Raw genomic sequence first — 23,642 nt, forward strand, 5'->3', positions numbered from 1 at the left:
TCATGGCTAACATTCCAACTATTTCCTTCGACGCCATCATTATTGGTGGCGGCGGTGCTGGCATGCGCGCAGCGCTGCAGCTGGCCCAGGGCGGTCACAAGACTGCCGTGATCACCAAGGTGTTCCCGACGCGTTCGCACACCGTTTCGGCCCAGGGTGGCATCACCTGCGCCATCGCCTCTGCCGATCCAAACGATGACTGGCGCTGGCATATGTACGATACCGTCAAGGGGTCCGACTACATCGGTGACCAGGATGCTATCGAATACATGTGTCAGGAAGGCCCGGCCGCCGTGTTCGAACTCGACCACATGGGTCTGCCGTTCTCGCGCACAGAACAAGGTCGCATCTACCAGCGTCCATTCGGCGGCCAGTCGAAGGATTACGGTAAAGGCGGCCAGGCTGCCCGTACGTGTGCTGCGTCCGACCGTACCGGTCACGCGCTGCTGCACACCCTTTACCAGGGCAACCTGAAAGCCGGCACCACGTTCCTGAACGAGTACTACGCGGTGGATCTGGTGAAGAACGCTGACGGCGCATTCGTCGGCGTTATCGCCATCTGCATCGAAACCGGTGAAACCACCTACATCCGCGCCAAGGCTACTGTGCTGGCGACCGGCGGTGCAGGTCGTATCTACGCATCGACCACCAATGCCCTGATCAACACCGGTGACGGCGTCGGCATGGCCCTGCGTGCAGGCGTTCCGGTACAAGACATCGAAATGTGGCAGTTCCACCCGACCGGTATTGCCGGCGCCGGTGTACTGGTTACAGAAGGTTGCCGTGGTGAAGGTGGTTACCTGATCAACAAGCACGGCGAGCGTTTCATGGAGCGTTATGCTCCGAACGCGAAAGACCTTGCCGGTCGTGACGTTGTGGCGCGTTCGATGGTTAAAGAAATCATCGCCGGCAACGGCTGTGGCCCGAATGGTGACCACGTACTGCTGAAGCTTGATCACCTGGGCGAAGAAGTCCTGCACAGCCGCCTGCCAGGTATCTGTGAGCTGTCCAAGACCTTTGCTCATGTTGACCCGGTGGTTGCGCCGGTTCCGGTTGTTCCGACTTGCCACTATATGATGGGCGGCGTGCCGACCAATATTCATGGCCAAGCGATCACCCAGAACGCCGAAGGCGTGGACGAGATCATTCATGGTCTGTTTGCGGTAGGCGAAGTGGCTTGCGTATCGGTTCACGGTGCCAACCGTCTGGGCGGCAACTCGCTGCTCGACCTGGTGGTGTTCGGCCGCGCGGCCGGCCTGCACCTGGAAAAAGCCCTGACCGACGGCATCGAATACGATGACGCTACCGACGCCAATATCGAGGCCGCCCTGGCGCGCCTGAACGCTCTGAACGAGCGTACCGATGGCGAAGACGTAGCGACCTTGCGTCGTGAGCTGCAAAACTGCATGCAGAACTACTTCGGTGTGTTCCGTACCGGCGAATACATGCAGAAGGGTATTGCCCAACTGGCTGACCTGCGTACGCGCATCGCCAACGTCAAGATCAACGATAAGAGCCAGGCGTTCAACACCGCTCGTATCGAAGCCCTTGAGCTGCAAAACCTGTTGGAAGTGGCTGAAGCGACTGCGATCGCCGCCGAGGTTCGTAAAGAATCCCGTGGTGCTCACGCTCGTGAAGACTTTGAAGATCGCGATGACGAAAATTGGTTGTGCCACACCCTGTACTTCCCGGGTGACAAGCGCGTGACCAAGCGTGCCGTGAACTTCTCGCCGAAGACGGTTCCGACGTTTGAACCGAAGATTCGGACTTACTAAGGGTGGCTGCCATGTTGAAAGTCAGTGTTTACCGCTACAACCCTGATCAGGACGCTGCGCCGTTCATGCAGGAATTCCAGGTCGATACCGGTGGTAAAGACCTGATGGTGCTGGATGTATTGGCACTGATCAAAGAGCAGGACGAAGGTTTCTCCTATCGTCGCTCTTGCCGTGAAGGTGTGTGCGGTTCCGACGGCATGAACATCAACGGCAAAAACGGCCTGGCGTGCATCACGCCGCTGTCCGCCGTCGTCAAAGGCAACAAGCTGATCGTTCGTCCTCTGCCAGGTTTGCCGGTTATCCGTGACCTGGTCGTCGATATGAGCATCTTCTACAAGCAATACGAAAAAGTTAAGCCGTTCCTGCAGAACGACACGCCGGCTCCGGCCATCGAACGTCTGCAGTCCCCTGAAGAACGTGAAAAGCTCGACGGTCTGTACGAGTGCATTCTGTGCGCTTGTTGCTCGACTTCGTGCCCGTCCTTCTGGTGGAACCCGGACAAGTTCCTGGGTCCAGCTGCACTGCTGCAAGCGTACCGCTTCCTGGCAGACAGCCGTGACACCAAGACGTCCGAGCGCCTGGCTTCACTGGATGACCCGTTCAGCGTATTCCGCTGCCGTGGGATCATGAACTGCGTCAACGTATGTCCCAAAGGCCTGAACCCGACTAAGGCCATTGGTCACATTCGTAACATGCTGCTGCAAAGCGGCGTGTAAGCGACGTTGTAGCAAAGCAGGACCGTTGTGCCCGTAAATGCTACGGCGCAGGCTTCAACCGGCGCCGTAGTTTTAACTTGAGCAGCGACTTACAAAGCCGCGGCTCTTATTTTGAAGAAATGAGACAAGCAGGGGCATTCGGGTTGGTACCCGAACTATCAGCGTGATCCTAAGTGGCTTGTTTTGGTCGCTGCACTTGGCCTTTTGCAAGCAAACTCGGTGTTTTCGCCGGTGGTGTCCCCAAATCGAGGGTGACCAAGCATGCAAGAAAGCGTGATGCAGCGCATGTGGAACAGCGGCTATCTTTCAGGTGGTAACGCTGCCTATGTGGAAGAGCTTTATGAGCTCTACCTGCACGACCCTAACGCTGTGCCAGAAGAATGGCGCACCAAATTTCAGACGTTGTCTTCAGACGGCAACGCTGCCACCGATGTATCGCACGCAACAATTCGCGATCAGTTTGTGCTGCTGGCAAAGAACCAGCGCCGCGCTCAGCCGGTTTCCGCCGGGAGCGTGAGCAGTGAGCACGAGAAGAAGCAAGTTGAAGTACTGCGACTGATCCAGGCCTATCGGATGCGTGGCCACCAGGCGGCCCAGCTTGACCCGCTGGGGCTCTGGCAGCGTCCTGCACCTGCAGACCTGTCGATCAATCATTACGGCTTGACCAATGCCGATCTTGATACGACCTTCCGTGCCGGCGACCTGTTCATCGGCAAAGAGGAAGCGAGCCTACGCGAAATTCACGAAGCGTTGCAGCAGACATATTGCCGCACCATCGGCGCTGAGTTCACGCACATCACCGATTCCGAGCAGCGCCACTGGTTCCAGCATCGACTGGAAGGCGTGCGTGGCCGTCCGGTATTGTCCGACGATGTGCGCAGCCACCTGCTGGAGCGTGTGACCGCAGCCGAAGGCCTCGAGAAATACCTGGGTACCAAATACCCGGGCACCAAGCGTTTCGGCCTGGAAGGCGGCGAAAGCCTGATTCCAATGCTCGACGAGCTGATCCAGCGCTCCGGTTCCTACGGCACCAAGGAAGTCGTGATCGGCATGGCTCACCGTGGTCGCCTGAACGTGTTGGTCAACACCTTCGGCAAGAACCCGCGCGAGCTGTTCGACGAGTTCGAAGGCAAGAAGAAGGTCGAACTGGGTTCCGGTGACGTTAAATACCACCAGGGCTTCTCGTCCAACGTGATGACCACCGGCGGTGAAGTTCACCTGGCCATGGCCTTCAACCCATCCCACCTGGAAATCGTTTCTCCAGTGGTCGAGGGTTCGGTCCGTGCTCGCCAGGATCGTCGTAACGATTCCACGGGTGAAAAGGTCCTGCCGATTTCCATCCACGGTGACGCGGCGTTCGCCGGTCAAGGCGTGGTTCTGGAAACGTTCCAGATGTCGCAGACTCGCGGCTTCAAGACGGGCGGTACGGTTCACATCGTCATCAACAACCAGGTTGGCTTCACCATCAGCAACCCGCTGGACGCGCGCTCTACCGAGTACGCCACCGACGTTGCCAAGATGATCCAGGCGCCAATCCTCCATGTGAATGGTGATGATCCGGAAGCCGTGTTGTTCGTGACCCAGCTCGCTATCGACTACCGCATGCAGTTCAAGCGTGATGTGGTGATCGACCTGGTTTGCTACCGCCGTCGCGGTCACAACGAAGCGGATGAGCCTAGCGGTACCCAGCCGTTGATGTACCAGCAAATCGCCAAGCAGCGCACCACCCGTGAGCTTTACGCCGAAAGCCTGATCAAGGCCAGCGTAGTTGACGATGCGCGTGTTCAGGCGAAAGTCGATGAATACCGCAACGCGCTGGACAATGGTCTGCATGTAGTAAAAAGCCTGGTTAAAGAGCCGAACAAAGAGCTGTTCGTTGATTGGCGTCCTTACCTGGGACACGCCTGGACTGCGCGTCATGACACTTCGTTCGATCTGAAAACCCTGCAGGAACTGTCTGCCAAACTGCTGGAAATTCCAGACGGTTTTGTGGTGCAGCGCCAAGTAGCGAAGATCTACGAAGACCGTCAGAAGATGCAAGCTGGCGGCCTGCCGATCAACTGGGGTTACGCTGAAACCATGGCGTACGCGACCCTGGCGTTCGAAGGTCACCCGATCCGCATGACCGGCCAAGACATCGGCCGCGGTACGTTCTCGCACCGTCACGCGGTATTGCACAACCAGAAAGACGCGGGCACCTACATTCCGCTGCAGCACCTGTACGAAGGCCAGCCACGTTTCGACCTGTACGATTCGTTCCTGTCCGAGGAAGCCGTACTGGCGTTCGAATACGGGTACTCGACCACCACGCCTCAGGCGCTGGTGATCTGGGAAGCCCAGTTCGGCGACTTCGCCAACGGCGCCCAAGTGGTGATCGACCAGTTCATCACCAGCGGCGAGCACAAGTGGGGCCGTCTGTGCGGTCTGACCATGTTGCTGCCACACGGTTATGAAGGTCAGGGGCCGGAGCACTCTTCGGCTCGTCTGGAGCGTTACCTGCAACTGTGCGCCGAGCACAACATCCAGGTGTGCGTGCCGACTACCCCGGCCCAGATCTACCATTTGCTGCGTCGTCAGGTGATCCGCCCGCTGCGTAAGCCGCTGGTAGTGCTGACTCCGAAATCGCTGTTGCGTCACAAATTGGCCATCTCGACGCTGGAAGATCTGGCCGACGGTTCGTTCCAGACCGTTATTTCAGAAATCGACACCCTCGACGCAGCCAAGGTCACTCGCCTGATCCTGTGCAGCGGCAAGGTTTACTACGATTTGCTGGAAAAACGTCGTGCCGAAGGCCGCGAAGACATTGCCATCGTGCGGATCGAGCAGCTTTACCCGTTCCCGGAAGACGACCTGATGGAGGCTATCGCGCCTTATAGCAACCTCACCAAAGCGGTGTGGTGTCAGGAAGAACCGATGAACCAGGGCGCGTGGTACAGCAGCCAGCATCATTTGCGTCGCAGCGTCGGTAACCACAAGACAGGCCTCGGCCTTGAGTACGCCGGTCGTGATGCTTCTGCTGCACCTGCGTGTGGCTATGCGTCGATGCACGCCGAGCAGCAGGAAAAACTGCTGCAAGATGCTTTCACTGTTTAACGCCTTCGCGCTGACTGAAACCGAATTTTAAGGACCCACAGATAATGGCTATCGAAATCAAAGCCCCGTCATTCCCGGAATCGGTTGCCGATGGCACCGTTGCCACCTGGCACAAGAAACCAGGCGACGCCGTAAAGCGTGATGACCTGATCGTCGACATCGAGACCGACAAAGTCGTTCTGGAAGTGTTGGCCGAGGCTGACGGCGTGCTGGGCGCAATCGTTGCTGAAGAGGGCGCTACCGTCCTGTCCAACCAGATCCTGGGCTCGATCGAAGCGGGCGGCGCTGCTGCGCCTGCTCCGGCCGCTGCTGCTCCGGCCGCCGCTTCCGCTCCAACTGCTGCTCCAGCTGCCGCTGGCGAAGATCCAATCGCTGCACCGGCTGCCCGTCAGCTGGCTGAAGAGAACGGCATCAACCTGGCTTCCATCAAAGGCACCGGTAAAGACGGCCGTGTGACCAAGGAAGACGTAGTTGCTGCGGTTGAAGCTAAGAAAAACGCTCCAGCTGCCGCTCCTGCCAAGGCTGCTGCTCCGGCTGCCGCTGCACCTGTGTTCGCCGCTGGCGACCGCACTGAGAAGCGCGTACCGATGACGCGCGTACGTGCCACCGTGGCCAAGCGCCTGGTTGAAGCACAGTCGAACATGGCGATGCTGACCACCTTTAACGAAGTCGACATGACTGAAGTCATGGCCCTGCGTTCGAAGTACAAGGATCTGTTCGAGAAGTCCCACAACGGCGTACGCCTGGGCTTCATGTCGTTCTTCGTGAAAGCGGCCACCGAAGCGCTGAAACGCTTCCCGGCAGTCAACGCTTCCATCGACGGCAGCGACATCGTTTACCACGGCTATGCAGACGTCGGCGTTGCCGTGTCCAGCGACCGTGGCCTGGTAGTACCGGTTCTGCGTAACGCCGAACTGATGAGCCTGGCTGAAATCGAAGGTGGCATCGCCGGCTTCGGCAAGAAAGCCCGTGATGGCAAGCTGACCATCGACGAGATGACCGGTGGTACCTTCACCATCACCAACGGTGGTACCTTCGGTTCGATGATGTCGACGCCGATCGTCAACCCGCCACAAGCTGCAATCCTGGGCATGCACAATATCATCCAGCGTCCGATGGCCATCAACGGTCAAGTCGTGATCCGCCCAATGATGTACCTGGCACTGTCTTACGATCACCGCCTGATCGATGGTAAAGAAGCCGTGACTTTCTTGGTGACCATCAAGAACCTGCTGGAAGACCCGGCTCGTCTGCTGCTGGATATCTGATAGAAGCAGCTGCAGGCCTCGAGTGACAGGCTGCCGGATAAGGCAGTTGGGCTCGGGGCTTGCGGCTTGAAAGCTTGCTGCTAAATAGAGGAACTATTTTCATGTCGCAGAAATTTGACGTTGTAGTGATTGGTGCAGGTCCTGGCGGCTACGTTGCCGCCATCAAGGCCGCACAACTGGGCCTCTCGACTGCTTGCATCGAAAAATACACCGACAAGGAAGGCAAGCTGGCGCTGGGCGGTACTTGCCTGAACGTTGGTTGCATTCCTTCCAAGGCGCTGCTGGACAGCTCCTGGAAATTCCACGAAGCCCAAAGCGGCTTCGCGATCCACGGCATCAACCATGCTGGCGTGACCATGGACGTGCCAGCAATGGTTGGCCGTAAAGCCAACATCGTTAAAGGCCTGACCTCCGGCGTTGCCACCTTGTTCAAGGCCAACGGTGTTACTTCCTTGCAAGGCCACGGCAAGCTGCTGGCCGGCAAGAAAGTCGAAATCACCAAGCCGGACGGCTCGGTAGAAGTCATCGAAGCCGAAAACGTGATCCTGGCGCCAGGCTCGCGCCCAATCGATATTCCACCGGCTCCAGTTGACCAGAAGGTGATCGTTGATTCGACCGGCGCCCTGGAATTCCAAACCGTACCTAAGCGTCTGGGCGTGATCGGCGCTGGCGTGATCGGTCTGGAACTGGGTTCGGTATGGTCCCGTTTGGGTTCCGAAGTGACCGTGCTGGAAGCCCTGGATACTTTCCTGCTGGCTGCCGACACCGCAGTGTCCAAAGAAGCGCTGAAAACCCTGACCAAGCAAGGTCTGGATATCAAGCTGGGCGCCCGTGTTACCGGTTCCAAGGTCAACGGCGAAGAAGTCGTTGTGACCTACACCGATAAAGAAGGCGAGCAGACCATCACCTTCGACAAGCTGATCGTAGCCGTGGGTCGCCGTCCAGTGACCACCGACCTGCTGGCTTCCGACAGCGGCGTGAACATCGACGAGCGTGGTTTCATCCACGTTGACGATCATTGCGCTACTACCGTGCCAGGCGTGTACGCCATCGGTGACGTGGTTCGCGGCATGATGCTGGCGCACAAGGCTTCCGAAGAAGGCATTATGGTTGTCGAGCGCATCAAGGGTCACAAAACCCAGATGAACTACGACCTGATCCCATCGGTTATCTACACCCACCCGGAAATTGCATGGGTCGGCAAGAACGAACAGCAGTTGAAAGCTGAAGGCGTTGACGTTAACGTCGGCACCTTCCCGTTTGCCGCTTCTGGCCGTGCCATGGCAGCCAACGACACCGGCGGTTTTGTCAAAGTCATCGCTGATGCCAAGACTGACCGCGTATTGGGCGTCCACGTGATTGGCCCAAGCGCTGCAGAACTGGTTCAGCAAGGCGCGATCGGTATGGAATTCGGCACCAGTGCCGAGGACCTGGGCATGATGGTCTTCTCCCATCCGACTCTGTCCGAAGCGTTGCACGAAGCAGCGTTGGCAGTGAATGGCGGCGCCATTCACATCGCTAACAAGAAGAAGCGCTAAGCGAGATAATAAGAAACCACGGCGGTTGCCCGTCGTGAGCCTTGCGCGCAAGACTCACCGCGGAATATCCGCTGGACGCAGTCTTGCGCAGCTTTACGGGCTTTAAGCCCCACAAGTTGTGCAAGCAGCAGTCACAGGTGGTGCGGCACTCATAATGAGCGCAGCGCCGAATGCGCAGTACCTAACGAAGACGGTAAAAAGCATGAATCTTCACGAGTATCAGGGTAAGCAGCTGTTCGCTGAATACGGCCTGCCAGTATCCAAGGGTTACGCAGTAGACACCCCGGAAGCAGCAGCAGAAGCTTGCGACAAAATCGGTGGTACCGAATGGGTTGTCAAAGCCCAGGTCCACGCCGGTGGTCGCGGTAAAGCGGGCGGCGTCAAGCTGGTTCGCAGCAAAGAAGACGCCAAGGCCTTCGCACAGCAGTGGCTGGGCAAGCGTCTGGTGACTTACCAGACTGATGCCAATGGCCAACCAGTCACCAAGATCCTGGTTGAATCGTGCACTGATATCGCTAAAGAGCTGTACCTGGGCGCTGTCGTTGACCGTTCGAGCCGTCGCATAGTGTTCATGGCTTCCACCGAAGGTGGCGTGGACATTGAGAAGATCGCCGAAGAAACCCCAGAAAAAATTCTGAAAGCCACTATCGATCCACTGGTTGGCGCTCAGCCATTCCAGGGTCGCGAGCTGGCTTTCCAGCTGGGCCTGGAAGGCAAGCAAGTTGCCCAGTTCGCCAAGATCTTCGTAGGTCTGGCCAAACTGTTCCAGGATCACGATCTGGCCCTGCTGGAAGTGAACCCGCTGGTGATCAAGGCTGACGGCGATCTGCACTGCCTCGACGCCAAGATCAACATCGACGCCAACGCCATGTACCGTCAGCCTAAGCTGAAAACTTTCCACGATCCGTCGCAAGACGATCCGCGCGAAGCGCACGCTGCCAAGTTCGAACTGAACTACGTAGCCCTGGAAGGTAACATCGGTTGCATGGTCAACGGTGCTGGCCTGGCCATGGGTACCATGGACATCGTCAACCTGCATGGCGGCAAACCAGCCAACTTCCTCGACGTGGGCGGCGGTGCTACCAAAGAACGCGTTACCGAAGCGTTCAAGATCATCCTGTCCGACTCCAACGTCGCAGCAGTATTGGTCAACATCTTCGGCGGCATCGTTCGTTGCGACATGATTGCCGAAGGCATCATCGGTGCAGTGAAAGAAGTTGGCGTTAAAATCCCGGTTGTTGTTCGCCTTGAAGGTAACAACGCTGAACTGGGCGCTAAAGTACTGGCAGAAAGCGGTTTGAACATCATCGCGGCTACCAGCCTGACCGACGCTGCTCAACAAGTTGTCAAAGCTGCGGAGGGCAAATAATGAGCGTCCTGATCAATAAAGACACCAAAGTTATCTGCCAGGGTATTACCGGTTCGCAAGGTAGTTTCCACACCCAGCAAGCCATCGAATACGGCACCCAAATGGTGGGTGGCGTTACTCCGGGCAAAGGCGGCACCGAGCACCTGGGCCTGCCAGTGTTCAACACTGTGAAAGAAGCAGTACAAGCCACTGGCGCCACCGCCAGCGTGATCTACGTTCCAGCGCCTTTCTGCAAGGACTCCATCCTGGAAGCAGCATTCGGCGGCATCAAGCTGATCGTCTGCATCACCGAAGGCATTCCTACCCTGGATATGCTGGCCGCCAAGGTTGAGTGTGACAATCTGGGTGTTGTCCTGATCGGCCCTAACTGCCCAGGCGTGATCACCCCAGGCGAATGCAAGATCGGCATCATGCCAGGTCACATTCACTTGCCAGGCAAAGTCGGTATCGTTTCGCGTTCCGGCACCCTGACTTACGAAGCTGTGAAGCAAACTACTGACGCCGGTTTCGGTCAGTCGACTTGCGTCGGCATCGGCGGTGACCCGATCCCAGGTTCGAACTTCATCGACATCCTGAAGCTGTTCCAGGAAGACCCGAAGACCGAAGCGATCGTCATGATCGGTGAGATCGGCGGTTCGGCTGAAGAAGAAGCGGCTGCCTACATCAAGGCACACGTGACCAAGCCGGTTGTTTCCTACATCGCTGGTGTGACTGCCCCTGCTGGCAAGCGCATGGGCCATGCTGGCGCAATCATCTCTGGCGGCAAGGGCACTGCAGACGAGAAGTTTGCTGCCCTGGAAGACGCAGGCGTTAAAACCGTGCGTTCGCTGGCCGACATCGGCAAGGCTTTGTCCGAGCTGACCGGTTGGGCTGTCAAGTAAGCCTCGCGCTTAGCTGACGCTTCACCAACACAAAGGCCACCTTCGGGTGGCCTTTGTGCATTCTGGGTATTCTCATCAGATTGGATGCCCCGTCCACCTGTGGGAGCTGGCGTGCCAAATTTAAGTATGAAAATGCGACATTTGGATGTCGCTTATCGGACAGTTCGCCCCGCAACAGTGCGTTTGTCAGCCTAATTCTGTACTCTTGCCGCCTCTTTATGCGTCCGCATCTCAAAAGGAAGCCGCGCGCTAGATCGGTCGGTCCCCATCAGGGCCGGCAGCAGTTCCCTCATCCATAGGGAATCCCTCTCTAAATTCCGATTCGGTAGTGTGGTATTTCCTCAAATGAACGTGTTGAAAAGCCAGGATATCCTGGCGTTAGGCTTTATGACCTTTGCCCTGTTCGTGGGCGCCGGCAACATCATCTTCCCGCCTATCGTTGGTTTGCAGTCCGGGCCTCACGTCTGGATGGCGGCGCTGGGCTTTCTGATTACTGCGGTCGGTCTGCCGGTGGTTACTGTGATCGCCCTCGCCAAAGTTGGCGGCGGCATGGACGCGCTGAGCAGCCCGATCGGCAAGATCGCCGGCGGCCTGCTCGCGGCAGCGGCGTACCTGGCGGTAGGGCCGCTATTCGCCACCCCGCGTACCGCGACCGTTTCGTTTGAAGTGGGCCTGGCGCCGCTGACCGGCGAAAGCCCGCTGGCGCTGTTCCTCTACAGCTCGGTGTATTTCCTGGTGGTGTTCTTCGTGTCCCTGTACCCAGGTCGACTGCTGGACACCGTCGGTCGCTTCCTGGCACCACTGAAAATCATTGCCCTGGCCATTCTTGGCATGGCCGCGTTTGCGTTGCCAGCCGGTGATGTGGGTGTTGCCACGCCAGAGTACGTCGCCGCACCATTCTCCCAAGGTTTTATCAATGGTTACCTGACCATGGATACCCTGGGCGCGCTGGTATTCGGTATCGTCATCGTCAATGCCATCCGTTCCCGTGGCGTCGAGTCGCCACAACTGATCACCCGCTACGCGATCATTGCCGGGCTGATTGCCGGTGTGGGCCTGGCGCTGGTGTACATCAGCCTATTCCGCCTGGGTTCGGGCAGCCATGCCGTGGCCGCCGGTGCTGGCAACGGCGCCGCCGTGCTGCACGCTTACGTGCAACACACGTTCGGTTCTCTGGGCAGCGGCTTCCTCGCCGTGCTGATCTCCCTGGCATGTCTGGTGACCGCCGTGGGCCTGACGTGTGCGTGCGCTGAGTACTTCAGCAAAATCCTGCCGCTGTCCTACAAGACGTTGGTCGTGATCCTGGCGCTGTTCTCGCTGTTCGTGTCCAACCTGGGCCTGACCAAGCTGATCGCCTTCTCGATCCCGGTACTCACGGCGATCTACCCGCCGTGCATCGTGTTAGTGGCACTGAGCTTTTGCAAAGACTTCTGGTTGGAGCAAGGCCGTATCGTTGGTCCGGTGATGTTGGTGTCGTTCATCTTTGGCTGCATCGATGCGCTCAAAGGCGCGGGTCTGGCGGATTGGATGCCGACGCAGTTGGCGCACCTGCCGCTGAGTGAGCAAGGCCTGGCGTGGCTGGTGCCGTCGGTGATGACGCTGGTGGTCGCTGTCGTGGTTGACCGCATGCTCGGCAAACGTAGCGAAGCCATCGCATAACGCACGCTTCCGCGCTTCACTGAAATGCCCCGTATCAATCGATACGGGGCATTTTTTATGCGTAAGAGACGACAACCTTCTAGAGTTGCAATTCGGTAAATGTGGGAGCAAGCAATCCCGCTCCTACATTTAAACGTCGCCTTTACCCACAGTGTCTAAGGACCCGCATGTCGTTCGTTGAAACCAATCAGATCCACCTGCTCGCCGCGCTCTGGTTCGTCCTCTGCTGGGGCGGCTACACCCGTTACGCTATCTGGAAAGCCCGCGATACCGCCTGCCTGGCCAGCGTGCTGCATCTGTATCGCGAAGATTGGATGCGCCGCATGTTGCTGCGTGATAATCGTATCGCCGACGCCAGCGTGATCGGCAACCTGGAACGCAACGCCTCGTTCTTCGCTTCCAGCACGCTGATCATCCTCGCTGGTATCCTCACTGTATTGGGGGCTTCCGAGCGGGCAGTGTCGTTGCTGGCGGATATTCCCATGGTGCAGCAGGCGTCCCAAGGCATGTCGGAAATCAAGCTGCTGTGCCTGGCACTGGTGTTCGTCTATGCATTCTTCACGTTCAGCTGGTGCATGCGCCAATACAACTTTGCGGCGGTGCTGGTGGGGTCGGCGCCGATGGTCGGTGAACGGCAGGTCTCGGAGCAGGAGCGCAAGGCGTTTGCTCTCAGGGCGGCGCGGGTTATTTCCATGGCGGCCAACCAGTTCAACTTTGGCCTGCGCGCTTATTACTTCGGCATGACCATGCTGGCTTGGTTTGTCAGCCCTTGGTTGTTCATGTTAATGAGCAGCGGAGTCGTGATGGTGCTGTATCGCCGGGAGTTTCATTCCGACGTACTGCAGGTGATGGTATATACCCCGACCGATTTGCCGACGGCGCAGGTGTCGACAGAAGCGGTGCCTTAACTAGAGGCTCCAAGGTTAGTGCAACTTTTGGCCCAGAATGAAACGGCAGACAAAGTAAAGCCCGCTCTATAAGCGGGCTTTCTTTTTACAGCAGGACCAGGCTATTAAGGCTTGGCAGGTGCTGCTGGCGTGGCCGTTCCGTCTTCTTTCGCTTTGGCGTCGTTCGCTTCAGCCTGAGCTTTGGCAGCATCGGCGTTTTCTTTCGCAGCGTCGTTCACTTTATCCTGAGCTTTGGCCATGTCTTTCTGAGCTTGCTCAGAATGCGATTGTGCATCTTGAGCTTTGTCTTCGGATTTTTTATCGCAGGCAGCGAGACCGAGGGCAGCGGCGAGCATCATGGAAATAGCTAAAGTCTTGCGCATTGGGTGTTTCTCCTTATTGAAGATATCTACTGGCCTTTCGAGCCTAGGGGGTCAGCATTAGTTCCTTTTATTCCCCAGATATATAAACCAAGGCGTTCAAGGAACTTTCACCCGCACCACCTACTCCGCGGATCAACACTAATAAGAGTCTAGATCACATGACCGCAAATCCCCTGTTAGAACGTGCCACGCGCTTTGTTTCGGCCTTGCGCCATTGCCAGGTGTTGGGCATAACCGTGCATGCTGCGAGCGAGAAGGGCATGACGTTGGCATTGCCTTATAGCACCCATATCGTCGGTGATCCTCAAACCGGCGTGATTCATGGCGGCGCGCTCACCTCATTGATGGACACTGCCTGTGGCATGGCCACCCTGTGCGTATTGCCTGAATTTGAGGTGTGCCCGACCCTGGACCTGCGCGTCGACTACATGCATCCCGCCGAGCCGCATAAAGCGGTGTACGGCTTTGCGCAGTGCTACCGGGTGACCACCGACGTGATCTTCACCCGTGGCTTCGCCTACCAGGATGACCCGGAGCAGCCCATCGCCCACGTGGTGGGCACGTTCATGCGCATGGGCAAGCGCCTCAAAGGCACACCGGGACTGGGCAGCACCATCAAGGGAGAACAAGCATGACGCATCGATTCAAAACGCGCCTTGAGCAGGCCCATGAGCGCGGTAACTATGAAGCGCTGCTCGACCTGATCCCCTACGCCAAGCTGATTGGCATTGAATGCACCCGTTTGGGCGATGAATTACTGTTCCGTCTGCCGGCCAACAAGGACAACATTGGTAACCCGATATTGCCGGCGCTGCACGGTGGTGTGATTGCCGGTTTTATGGAGCTGTCGGCGGCGTTGCACTTGCTGGTATTCACCGGCTCGCCAGGCGTCCCGAAAATCATCGATTTCTCGCTCGATTACCTGCGCGCCGGGCAGTTTCGCGATACTTACGCCAAGTGCCAGGTGTGGCGCCAGGGCCGTCGCGTTGCGAATGTGGCAATCACCGCGTGGCAAAGTACCGCTGCCGAACCGATTGCAACCGCACGCGCACATTTCAAGATCGAGGAAACAGCCCGCCCTTGAAATCCTAGTCTTAGCCCCCAACTTTGAAGACAACCCGCCGCCAACCCTTAAGGGCGCGGCCATTGCCATCCAATTGGAGTTTGATGACCATGAGTGTGGAAACTCAAAAGGAAACCCTGGGCTTCCAGACCGAGGTGAAGCAACTGCTGCACCTCATGATCCATTCGCTGTATTCCAACAAGGAAATTTTCCTTCGCGAATTGATCTCGAACGCCTCTGACGCTGTCGACAAATTACGTTTCGAAGCCTTGTCCAAGCCTGAGTTGCTGGAAGGTGGCGCCGAACTGAAAATTCGTGTGAGCTTCGATAAGGACGCCAAGACCGTCACCCTCGAAGACAACGGCATCGGTATGAGCCGTGAAGACGCGATCACCCATTTGGGGACCATCGCCAAATCCGGCACTGCAGATTTCATGAAGAACCTGTCGGGCGATCAGAAAAAAGATTCGCACCTGATCGGTCAATTCGGTGTGGGCTTCTATTCGGCCTTCATCGTCGCGGACAAGGTTGAAGTGTTCAGCCGCCGCGCCGGCCTCGACGCCAGCGAAGGCGTGCACTGGGCTTCCAAAGGTGAGGGCGAATTCGAAATCGCCACGATCGATAAGGCCGACCGCGGCACCCGCATCGTGTTGCACCTGAAGTCTGGTGAAGATGAATTCGCCGATGGTTACCGTCTGCGTAATATCATCAAGAAGTACTCCGACCATATCGCTTTGCCGATCGAACTGCCGAAAGAACAGGCGGCTGTCGAGGGCGAAGAGAAACCTGCCCAGGAATGGGAAGTGGTCAACCGTGCCAGCGCCCTGTGGACCCGTCCGCGTACCGAGGTGAAGGACGAGGAATACCAAGAGTTCTACAAGCACATCGCTCACGACTACGAGAATCCTCTGAGCTGGAGCCACAACAAGGTCGAGGGCAAGCTGGAATATAGCTCGCTGCTTTACGTACCGGCCCGCGCTCCGTTCGACCTGTACCAGCGTGAAGCGCCAAAAGGCCTGAAGCTGTACGTACAGCGCGTGTTTGTGATGGACCAGGCAGAATCTTTCCTGCCACTGTACCTGCGCTTTATCAAAGGCGTGGTCGACTCCAACGACCTGTCGCTGAACGTTTCGCGGGAAATCCTGCAGAAAGACCCGATTATCGACTCCATGAAGTCGGCGCTGACCAAGCGCGTGCTCGACATGCTGGAAAAACTGGCGAAGAGCGAGCCTGAGAAATACAAGGGCTTCTGGAAAAACTTCGGTCAGGTCATGAAAGAAGGCCCGGCGGAAGATTTTGCCAACAAGGAAAAAATCGCCGGCTTGCTGCGCTTTGCGTCCACCCAAGGTGACGACGGTGAGCAGGTTGTATCGCTGGCCGAGTACCTGGCGCGCGCCAAAGAAGGCCAGGACAAGATCTACTACCTGACCGGCGAAACCTACGCTCAGGTCAAGAACAGCCCGCACCTCGAAGTCTTCCGCAAGAAAGGCATCGAAGTGCTGCTGCTGACCGACCGTATTGATGAGTGGCTGATGAGCTACCTCAACGAGTTCGACGGCAAGACCTTCGTCGACGTGGCCCGTGGTGACCTGGACCTGGGTAACCTGGACTCCGAAGAAGAGAAGAAGGAAGCCGAAGAAGTCGCCAAGGCCAAAGAAGGCCTGGTTGAGCGGATCAAGACAGCCCTGGGCGATGCGGTCAGCGAAGTGCGGGTCTCCCACCGGCTGACCGACTCCCCGGCGATTCTCGCCATCGGCGAGCAGGACCTGGGCATGCAGATGCGTCAGATCCTGGAAGCGAGCGGTCAGAAGGTTCCGGATTCTAAGCCGATCTTCGAATTCAACCCGGCTCACCCGTTGATCGAGAAACTCGACGGCGAGCAGAGCGAAGAGCGTTTTGGCGACCTGTCGCACATCCTCTTCGACCAGGCGGCCCTGGCCGCTGGCGACAGCTTGAAGGACCCGGCCGCCTATGTGCGCCGACTGAACAAGCTGTTGGTTGAACTGTCGGTTTAACACCGTTGTAGAAAAACCCGCTTCGGCGGGTTTTTTCGTTCTAGCGCACCTCAACTGGAGTGAATGATGAGCCAAGTCACTGTACGTTCCGTGGTCTATCAGATTGATGGCCAGTCTTATGAAAGTCGCCTGGCCTTTGATGCCAGCCATAAAGGCCCGCTGCCGGGCCTGCTGATGGCGCCGAACTGGATGGGTGTGAGTGCGGGTGCCGAAGAAATCGCCAAAAGCGTTGCCGCCAAGGGCTACGTGGTGCTGATCGCCGACCTGTATGGGCAAGCCGTGCGCCCCTCGAATGGCGATGAAGCGGGCGCGGCGATGATGCCGTTGAAGAATGACAATGCGGCGCTGCTCAAGCGTATGCAGGCAGCCTTTGAGCAATTGCAAAGCCAGACCGAAGCGGCAGTTGATACCTCGAAACTGGCGACGTTCGGCTTCTGCTTTGGCGGTTTTTGCTCGCTTGAGCTTGCGCGTACCGGCGCGCCATTGAAAGCTGCTGTTTCGTTCCACGGCACTATCGACACGCAAAACCCGGTGGGTGCAAAGAACGTCAAGGGCTCGGTGCTGGTGCTGCACGGCGCGTCCGATCCGTTGGTGCCAAAAGAGCAACTGCCTGCGTTCGAAGCAGAAATGAACGCGGCCGGCGTGGATTGGCAGCTGTTGAGCTACGGCGGTGCGGTGCATTCCTTCACCGACCGGCACGCCAATGTGCCCGGCAAAATGATGTACGACGCGAAGACCGCTGCACGGGCGTTCCAGTCGATGCATAACTTGCTGGATGAAGTGTTCAAGGGCTGATGACCCCATCGCGGGCAAGCCCGCTCCTACATTTTGATTTGCGAATACAGTCAAATGTGGGAGTTGGCTTGCCTGCGATAGCTATTTGACAGGCAACTCAATCCTTTCAGACTCCCCCGGCACCGTCGGCCAATCCCCCGCCGCCCAACGCTGCCGCGCCTGTTCGATCATGGCCGGGTCGCTCGCCACGAAATTCCAATTGATCCGCCGTGGCCCATCCAGCGGCGCACCGCCAAACACCATCACGTGGCAATTGCTTTCGGCAAACAGCGTCATTTCCTGCCCGGCAGGCAATACCGCCAAGCTATGCACCTCCAGCACCTCGCCATCCAATTGTGCCTCACCCTCCAGCACATACACTGCGCGTTCCGGGTGCTCGTCCGGGATCAGCAGCGTCGTGGCTGTCTGCATTTGCACTTCGGCATACAACGTGGGGGAAAGCACCGGTACCGGTGATTTAAGACAAAAACCGCTACCGGCGATCAGTCGAATCTGCACACCCAGGTTGTCACTGATCGGCAAGCTCGCGGCCGAGTGGTGACTGTAATGCCCCGGCCCGGCCTCGTGGTCCTTGGGCGAGGCCAGCCACACTTGTAGGCCATGCAGGCTGGAACCTTCAGCCTTGATCGCCTCGGGCGTGCGTTCGACGTGGGCAATAGCACCACCGGCGGTCATCCAACTGACATCGCCGGCTTGTACCACCTGGTCCGAGCCGAGGCTGTCTTTGTGCTGCAACGCACCTTCGAACAGATAAGTGAGTGTCGACAGCCCGATATGCGGGTGCTGGCGGATATTCATGCCGGTACCCGGCGCATAGCGGGTGAGCAACATGTGGTCGAAAAATACAAACGGCCCGACGCTGCGGCATTCACGCGAGGGCAGTGGGCGCAGGATCGGCTGGCCTTCGACATCTTCCTGGCGCGGGCGGATCACGGTGAGAGTGGTCATGGGGCGTCCCTGTCTGAGCGGGTTATATAGCGCTGAGCATAACCCGCTTGATGGGAGGTTGGCGCTATTGGCTGAAGGCGCCTTCCGACAATCTCGTCTCGATAGTGACCTCGGCTGTCGTCATCAGCTTGTGCACCGGGCAGCGATCCGCCACGCGGTGCAGCTCTTCATGCTGTTCACTGGTGAGTACGCCCCTGAGCGTCAGCTTGACGTTGAGCTTGTACTTGCCTTTTTGCTCCTCGGTGCTGTCGTGGCTGACCTCCACGGTCACGCCGGTCAGCGGGATGTCTTTCTTCTGCGCATAGAGCTTGATGGTCAGCGCTTTGCACGAGGCCAGCGCGGCGTCGAAATAGTCGTGCGGGGAGGGCGCCGAGTCGCCGCCGCCCAGGCTCTTGGGCAGGTCGGTGAACAGTTCGTGGTTGTTGATATTCACGCTATGGCGAAAATTGTCCTGGTTCAGGGTGTTGACGGTAACAGGCATGGTGAACCTCACAGGTTGGCGGGATGAAGGTCATGCAGTTATAGAACATGCTTGCACGTTGGTGTTCCGCGTTTTTTGGCTGATGAACCGTAGCGTAGGGTACAAGGTCTACCGGTATTAGCCTGTATCGAGGTTTACCGTGCCCTTGACCCGCTTGAGTCTCGCCCTGTTGTTCGCCGTCGCCAGCCTTGCTGCGCAGGCCCGCGACTATGCCTACAGCGACGCGCACCTGCATTACGTGGACTTTTTCCAGGAAACGGCGGGCATGGGCACATTACTTAAGGCCATGGCCGACGCTCGTATCGAACACGTGATGATTTCCGGCATTCCGGTTGCGAAGAAGTGGCACGAAGACGAACCCAAGCGCCCGCGTTACTATGCTGGCGACGATGCCGATGCCTATTGGTACAGCGCCACCGACGTGATCGTCGCGGCGGCGGTGAATAAACTCACCCCCGAGCAGCGTCAGCATTTTCATCCGTTTCTGTCCGGCTTCAACCCTAACGATAAGAACTCCGTCGTTCACATCCAGCGCATGCTCGACCTCAACCCGGGGCTGTGGCAGGGCATTGGCGAGGTGTTCACGCGCCACGACGACCTCACGGCGTTGACCGTCGGCGACACCCCGCGTGCCAACAACGAAGCCATGACGCGTGTTTATCACCTCGCCGCCGAAAACGACCTGCCGGTGATGCTGCACTCCAATATCACCTCCAAGCGTGAGCGCAACCCGCTGTACCTGGCGGAAGTGGAAGAGTCGCTACGCAATCACCCGCACACTCGCTTTATCTGGGCCCACGCGGGTACCAGCAAGGAGATCCATCGTCATCAGGTGCAGATGGACTTTCTGCTGCCGACCTTGAGCCGCCTGCTTGAGGCGTACCCCAACCTGTACATCGACCTGTCGTGGAGCATGCTCACGCCGTATTTGCTTGATGAGGCGGGTAAGCCCAGGCCTGCGTGGTTAAAGCTGGTGGAGCGCTTCCCTGGGCGCTTTATGCTGGGCTCGGATGTTGTAGGGCGCTTTAACTCGCAGGGTAAGGAAATGCATCGTTTTGATCCCTTCCTCGATGCGCTGCCTGAGGCTGTAGCCCGCAAGGTGGCCCGCGACAACTTCCTCTCGATTCTGCCCAAGCCACCTCGCGATGAACAGGCACTTTGATATCGCCTTTTCGTCTTACGCAAACTCGGTAACGGGCCGATACCTTTCAGGAGACCCGCTGCAGGTGGATGCAGCGCATTTGGAAGGAATCCAGGCAATGAGTATCCGTAGTCTAAATATCGCTCCCCGCGCCGGGCTGGGTTTTGGCGTGCTGGCGTTGATGGTATTCGCCTTAGGCGGCTTCGCCCTGGTGCAGATGGCCAATATGCGCCAGCAGTCGGACCAGGTAGAAAACAACTGGCTGCCCAGCGTGATGGCAGTGGGGGAGATGGGGCAGAACCTGCTGCGGGTTCGCGCGCTGACTCTGCGCTTGCTGGTCAACCGCGACCCACAGGCGCTGACGCAGGGCGAGCAGAAGCTCACTGAGTTGAAAAATGGCCTGCACCACGCGCAGACCCTCTATGAAGGGCTGATCGTGCTGCCCGAAGAGCGCACGCTGTTTGATCGCTTCAAGTCCCAGGAGCAGCAATACCTGCAACGCCAGGAGCAGGTCGTGGCGTTCTCCAAGGCAAACCAGTTGGAGGAGGCGATCAAGATCGTCAACGGCGAGATGAATCAGCTCGCCGATGAGCTGGCCAGGACCTTAAACGACCTGGTTGCCCTGAACAAAGCCAGCGCCAACCAGGCCGCGAACCTGGCGCAAAGTGTGTTCACGCAGTCTCGCATCTGGGTGGTCGGCATGATTGTGTTGACGGCACTGATCACCATCGGGCTGGCTGTGTGGCTGACTCGCAGCATCGTGCTGCCATTGGCGCAGTCGTTGAAAGTCGCCCAAGGCGTGGCAAACGGTGACCTGACAGGCGAGATCAGTGTGACAGGCAGTGATGAGCCAGCGCGTTTGCAGCAGGCGCTCAAAGGCATGCAGGAGAACCTGCGCGACACGATTCGGCGTATTGCCGAATCCTCTAACCAGTTGGCCTCGGCTTCTGAAGAGCTCAGTTGCGTGACTGAGGACTCTACCCGTGGCCTGCACCAGCAGAACCAGGAAATCGAGCAGGCTGCGACAGCGGTCAACCAGATGACGGCGGCGGTGGAGGAGGTGGCGAGCAACGCGGTGGCTACGTCACAGGCGTCGCGCGAGTCCGACCGCATTGCCCAGCGTGGACGGGAGCAGGTGCACCAGACGGTGGAGTCGATCGAGGCCCTGGCCACGGATGTAACTGCCAATGCGACCCAGGTCGAGGAGCTTGCGCAGAAGGTTTATGGGATCAGCAAGGTACTCGATGTGATCCGTTCGATTGCCGAGCAGACCAACTTGCTGGCGTTGAATGCGGCCATCGAGGCGGCGAGGGCCGGGGATGCCGGGCGCGGGTTTGCAGTGGTGGCGGATGAGGTGCGGGCCTTGGCGCATCGCACGCAGCAGTCGACGCAGGAAATTGAGCAGATGATCAGTGGCATTCAGCAGGGTACTGATCAAGCGGTGAGTTCGATGCAACTGAGCAATACGCGGGCGCGGTCTACGCTGGATATCGCCAAGTCGGCGGGGACGGCGCTGGAGGAGATCGCTTCGGCCTTTACGCTGATCAATGAGCGTAACCTGGTGATTGCCAGTGCGTCGGAGCAGCAGGCGGCCGTGGCGCGGGAGGTGGATCGTAATTTGATGAATATTCGGAGTTTGGCGCATCAGACGTCGACCGGGGCGAATCAGACCAGTGCGGCGAGCCAGGAGTTGTCCCGGTTGGCGGTAGACCTGAATACCATGGTGGCGCGGTTTTCGGTGTGAGGTTGTTTGTTGTGGCGAGGGAGCAAGCGCCCTCGCCACAGGGTTTTCAACCACCCATAAAAAAGCCCCGAACCAGTCGGGGCTTTTTCACATGATCAACCTGCGGGGCTTACTTGCCCTGCCAGCGTTTCAGTACCAAGGTAGCGTTAGTGCCACCGAAGCCGAAGCTGTTGCTCATCACGGTGTCGATTTTGACGTTTTCAACGGTCTTGGTCAGGATCGGCATATCGGCAACGACCGGGTCGATCTCTTCGATGTTGGCCGAACCGGCCATGAAGTTGCCTTCCATCATTAACAAGCAGTAGATCGCCTCGTGAACGCCAGCGGCGCCCAGGGAGTGACCAGACAAGCTCTTGGTCGAGCTGATCGCCGGCGCCTTGTCGCCGAATACCGCACGCACGCCTTCCATTTCCTTGGCGTCGCCGACCGGGGTCGACGTGCCGTGGGTGTTCAGGTAGTCGATTGGGGTATCAACGGTGGACATCGCCATCTGCATGCAACGGATGGCGCCTTCACCGCTTGGCGCAACCATGTCGTAGCCGTCGGAAGTCGCACCGTAACCGACGATTTCCGCGTAGATCTTCGCACCACGGGCCAGAGCGTGTTCCAGCTCCTCGACCACGACCATGCCGCCACCGCCGGCAATGACGAAACCGTCACGCTTGGCGTCGTAGGCGCGGGAGGCCTTTTCCGGGGTTTCGTTGTACTGGGTGGACAAGGCGCCCATGGCGTCGAACAGGAACGACTGGCTCCAATGCTCTTCTTCACCGCCGCCGGCGAACACGATGTCTTGTTTGCCCAGTTGGATCTGCTCAACCGCAGTACCGATGCAGTGAGCACTGGTGGCGCAGGCGGAGGAGATCGAGTAGTTCACGCCCTTGATCTGGAACGGCGTGGCCAGGCAGGCGGAAACGGTGCTGCCCATGGTCCGCGTTACACGGTATGGGCCAACGCGCTTCACGCCTTTTTCGCGCAGGATGTCCAGCGCTTCCATCTGGTTCAGGGTGGATGCGCCGCCGGAGCCGGCGATCAGGCCGGTGCGTACGTTCGATACCTGGTCTTCGCTCAGGCCGGAGTCGGCGATAGCGTCTTTCATGGCCAGGTAGGCATAAGCGGCTGCGTGACCGACGAAGCGGTAGATCTTACGATCAATCAGTTCTTCGAGGGGCAGGTCGATGGAGCCGGAAACCTGGCTACGCAGACCCATTTCGGCATATTCCGGGTTGAAGCGGATGCCAGGGCGACTTGCACGCAGGTTAGCGGTGACGGTCTCTTTGTCATTGCCCAGGCAAGAAACAATGCCCAGACCAGTGATAACGACGCGGCGCATGCGGATAACCCTTAAAAGTTGTCAGTGGAAGTGAATACGCCGACCCGAAGGCCTTCGGCAGTATAGATCTCGCGACCGTCGACAGTCACCGAACCGTCGGCGATAGCGAGGTTCAGCTTGCCCTTGAGGACGCGCTTGATTTGAATGTTGTAGGTGACTTTCTTGGCGGTCGGCAGGACCTGGCCAAAGAACTTCACTTCGCCCGAACCCAGGGCGCGACCACGGCCCGGCAGGCCTTGCCAGCCCAGGTAGAAGCCGACCAGTTGCCACATGGCGTCGAGGCCCAGGCAACCTGGCATTACAGGGTCGCCTTCGAAATGGCAGGCGAAGAACCACAGGTCAGGGGTGATATCCAGCTCGGCGACCAATTCACCTTTGCCGTACTTGCCACCCTCTTCGCTGATATGGGTGATGCGATCCACCATCAGCATATTCGGGGCGGGCAGTTGCGCGTTACCTGGGCCGAACAGCTCACCGCGACTGCAGCGCAGCAGGTCTTCCCGAGTAAAGGCGTTTTGTTTGGTCATGCGAGCTCCTCAATAATCCCATGCGGCAG

General features: G+C 58.2%; 20 protein-coding genes and 1 pseudogene. 16 read left to right on the forward strand and 5 right to left on the reverse strand.

The features are described 5' to 3' along the window. Positions 1–2: 2 nt before the first annotated feature. The 9 genes from sdhA (at position 3) to FW764_RS12185 (ending at position 13,207) form a co-directional block, all read left to right on the forward strand. Positions 3–1,775: a succinate dehydrogenase flavoprotein subunit gene (gene sdhA, locus FW764_RS12145; RefSeq protein WP_446434129.1), complete on the forward strand. Its 1,773-nt coding sequence runs from the start codon at positions 3–5 to the stop codon at positions 1,773–1,775. A gap of 11 nt (positions 1,776–1,786) precedes the next feature. Beyond that, a complete protein-coding gene (locus FW764_RS12150) occupies positions 1,787–2,491 on the forward strand; it encodes a succinate dehydrogenase iron-sulfur subunit (RefSeq protein ID WP_003172807.1) in 705 nt (234 codons plus the stop codon). Between the two features lie 261 nt (positions 2,492–2,752). After that, complete coding sequence (locus FW764_RS12155; protein ID WP_446434130.1) at positions 2,753–5,584, forward strand: 2-oxoglutarate dehydrogenase E1 component; 2,832 nt, start codon at positions 2,753–2,755, stop codon at positions 5,582–5,584. 44 nt (positions 5,585–5,628) lie between these two features. Next, positions 5,629–6,852 (forward strand): 2-oxoglutarate dehydrogenase complex dihydrolipoyllysine-residue succinyltransferase, encoded by a 1,224-nt coding sequence (gene odhB / locus FW764_RS12160; protein WP_446434131.1) that lies wholly within the window; start codon positions 5,629–5,631, stop codon positions 6,850–6,852. A 101-nt stretch (positions 6,853–6,953) separates the two neighbouring features. Continuing rightward, complete coding sequence (gene lpdA / locus FW764_RS12165) at positions 6,954–8,390, forward strand: dihydrolipoyl dehydrogenase (RefSeq protein WP_446434132.1); 1,437 nt, start codon at positions 6,954–6,956, stop codon at positions 8,388–8,390. Between the two features lie 202 nt (positions 8,391–8,592). Next, positions 8,593–9,759, forward strand: a complete 1,167-nt coding sequence (gene sucC, locus FW764_RS12170) for an ADP-forming succinate--CoA ligase subunit beta (RefSeq protein ID WP_003210567.1) — start codon at positions 8,593–8,595, stop codon at positions 9,757–9,759. Beyond that, positions 9,759–10,640, forward strand: coding sequence for a succinate--CoA ligase subunit alpha (sucD, locus tag FW764_RS12175; RefSeq protein WP_446434133.1), 882 nt, complete (start codon positions 9,759–9,761; stop codon positions 10,638–10,640). The genes sucC and sucD overlap by 1 nt, the downstream gene beginning before the upstream one ends. Positions 10,641–10,985: 345 nt before the next feature. Further along, positions 10,986–12,299: a branched-chain amino acid transport system II carrier protein gene (gene brnQ / locus FW764_RS12180; RefSeq protein ID WP_446434134.1), complete on the forward strand. Its 1,314-nt coding sequence runs from the start codon at positions 10,986–10,988 to the stop codon at positions 12,297–12,299. Between the two features lie 167 nt (positions 12,300–12,466). Beyond that, complete coding sequence (locus FW764_RS12185; protein WP_446434135.1) at positions 12,467–13,207, forward strand: DUF599 domain-containing protein; 741 nt, start codon at positions 12,467–12,469, stop codon at positions 13,205–13,207. A gap of 104 nt (positions 13,208–13,311) precedes the next feature. Here FW764_RS12185 and FW764_RS12190 read toward each other — a convergent pair whose 3' ends face one another. Beyond that, positions 13,312–13,569 carry a hypothetical protein gene (locus tag FW764_RS12190; RefSeq protein ID WP_083359359.1) on the reverse strand — a complete coding sequence of 86 codons (258 nt, stop codon included), beginning with the start codon at positions 13,567–13,569 and terminating at the stop codon, positions 13,312–13,314. Positions 13,570–13,727: 158 nt separating this feature from the next. Here FW764_RS12190 and FW764_RS12195 point away from each other — a divergent pair, with 158 nt between their 5' ends. From FW764_RS12195 to FW764_RS12210, 4 genes are all read left to right on the forward strand, one after another. Beyond that, positions 13,728–14,204: a PaaI family thioesterase gene (locus FW764_RS12195; protein ID WP_446434136.1), complete on the forward strand. Its 477-nt coding sequence runs from the start codon at positions 13,728–13,730 to the stop codon at positions 14,202–14,204. Beyond that, positions 14,201–14,653 (forward strand): PaaI family thioesterase, encoded by a 453-nt coding sequence (locus FW764_RS12200; RefSeq protein WP_446434137.1) that lies wholly within the window; start codon positions 14,201–14,203, stop codon positions 14,651–14,653. The genes FW764_RS12195 and FW764_RS12200 overlap by 4 nt, the downstream gene beginning before the upstream one ends. An 89-nt stretch (positions 14,654–14,742) precedes the next feature. Continuing rightward, complete coding sequence (htpG, locus tag FW764_RS12205; protein ID WP_446434138.1) at positions 14,743–16,647, forward strand: molecular chaperone HtpG; 1,905 nt, start codon at positions 14,743–14,745, stop codon at positions 16,645–16,647. A 66-nt stretch (positions 16,648–16,713) separates the two neighbouring features. Next, on the forward strand, positions 16,714–17,442 hold the full coding sequence (locus FW764_RS12210) for a dienelactone hydrolase family protein (protein ID WP_446434139.1): 729 nt from the start codon (positions 16,714–16,716) through the stop codon (positions 17,440–17,442). A gap of 81 nt (positions 17,443–17,523) precedes the next feature. On the opposite strand, the gene FW764_RS12215 is transcribed toward FW764_RS12210, so the two are convergent. Together FW764_RS12215 and FW764_RS12220 are read right to left on the reverse strand one after the other, a co-directional pair. Further along, positions 17,524–18,390 (reverse strand): pirin family protein, encoded by an 867-nt coding sequence (locus tag FW764_RS12215; RefSeq protein ID WP_446434140.1) that lies wholly within the window; start codon positions 18,388–18,390, stop codon positions 17,524–17,526. A gap of 64 nt (positions 18,391–18,454) precedes the next feature. Continuing rightward, the gene (locus tag FW764_RS12220) at positions 18,455–18,871 is read right to left on the reverse strand and encodes an OsmC family protein (protein ID WP_446434141.1); all 417 of its coding nucleotides are present in this window, start codon (positions 18,869–18,871) and stop codon (positions 18,455–18,457) included. Between the two features lie 139 nt (positions 18,872–19,010). On the opposite strand from FW764_RS12220, the gene FW764_RS12225 reads away from it, so the two are divergent. From FW764_RS12225 to FW764_RS12235, 3 genes and pseudogenes are all read left to right on the forward strand, one after another. Beyond that, complete coding sequence (locus FW764_RS12225; protein ID WP_446434142.1) at positions 19,011–20,033, forward strand: amidohydrolase family protein; 1,023 nt, start codon at positions 19,011–19,013, stop codon at positions 20,031–20,033. A 97-nt stretch (positions 20,034–20,130) separates the two neighbouring features. Continuing rightward, a pseudogene (locus FW764_RS12230) lies at positions 20,131–20,901 on the forward strand (MCP four helix bundle domain-containing protein); the annotation flags it as partial. Next, entirely contained in the window at positions 20,893–21,756 is an 864-nt protein-coding gene (locus FW764_RS12235) for a methyl-accepting chemotaxis protein (protein WP_446434188.1), read from the forward strand. The pseudogene FW764_RS12230 and the gene FW764_RS12235, both read left to right, overlap by 9 nt. Positions 21,757–21,865: 109 nt before the next feature. Here the strand turns inward: FW764_RS12235 and fabB are convergent, their stop codons facing one another. Together fabB and fabA are read right to left on the reverse strand one after the other, a co-directional pair. After that, positions 21,866–23,086: a beta-ketoacyl-ACP synthase I gene (gene fabB / locus FW764_RS12240; protein WP_053255243.1), complete on the reverse strand. Its 1,221-nt coding sequence runs from the start codon at positions 23,084–23,086 to the stop codon at positions 21,866–21,868. A gap of 11 nt (positions 23,087–23,097) precedes the next feature. Beyond that, positions 23,098–23,613: a 3-hydroxyacyl-[acyl-carrier-protein] dehydratase FabA gene (gene fabA / locus FW764_RS12245; RefSeq protein WP_003210552.1), complete on the reverse strand. Its 516-nt coding sequence runs from the start codon at positions 23,611–23,613 to the stop codon at positions 23,098–23,100. Positions 23,614–23,642: the final 29 nt, after the last annotated feature.

It is taken from the genome of Pseudomonas sp. 1152_12 (assembly GCF_052850675.1).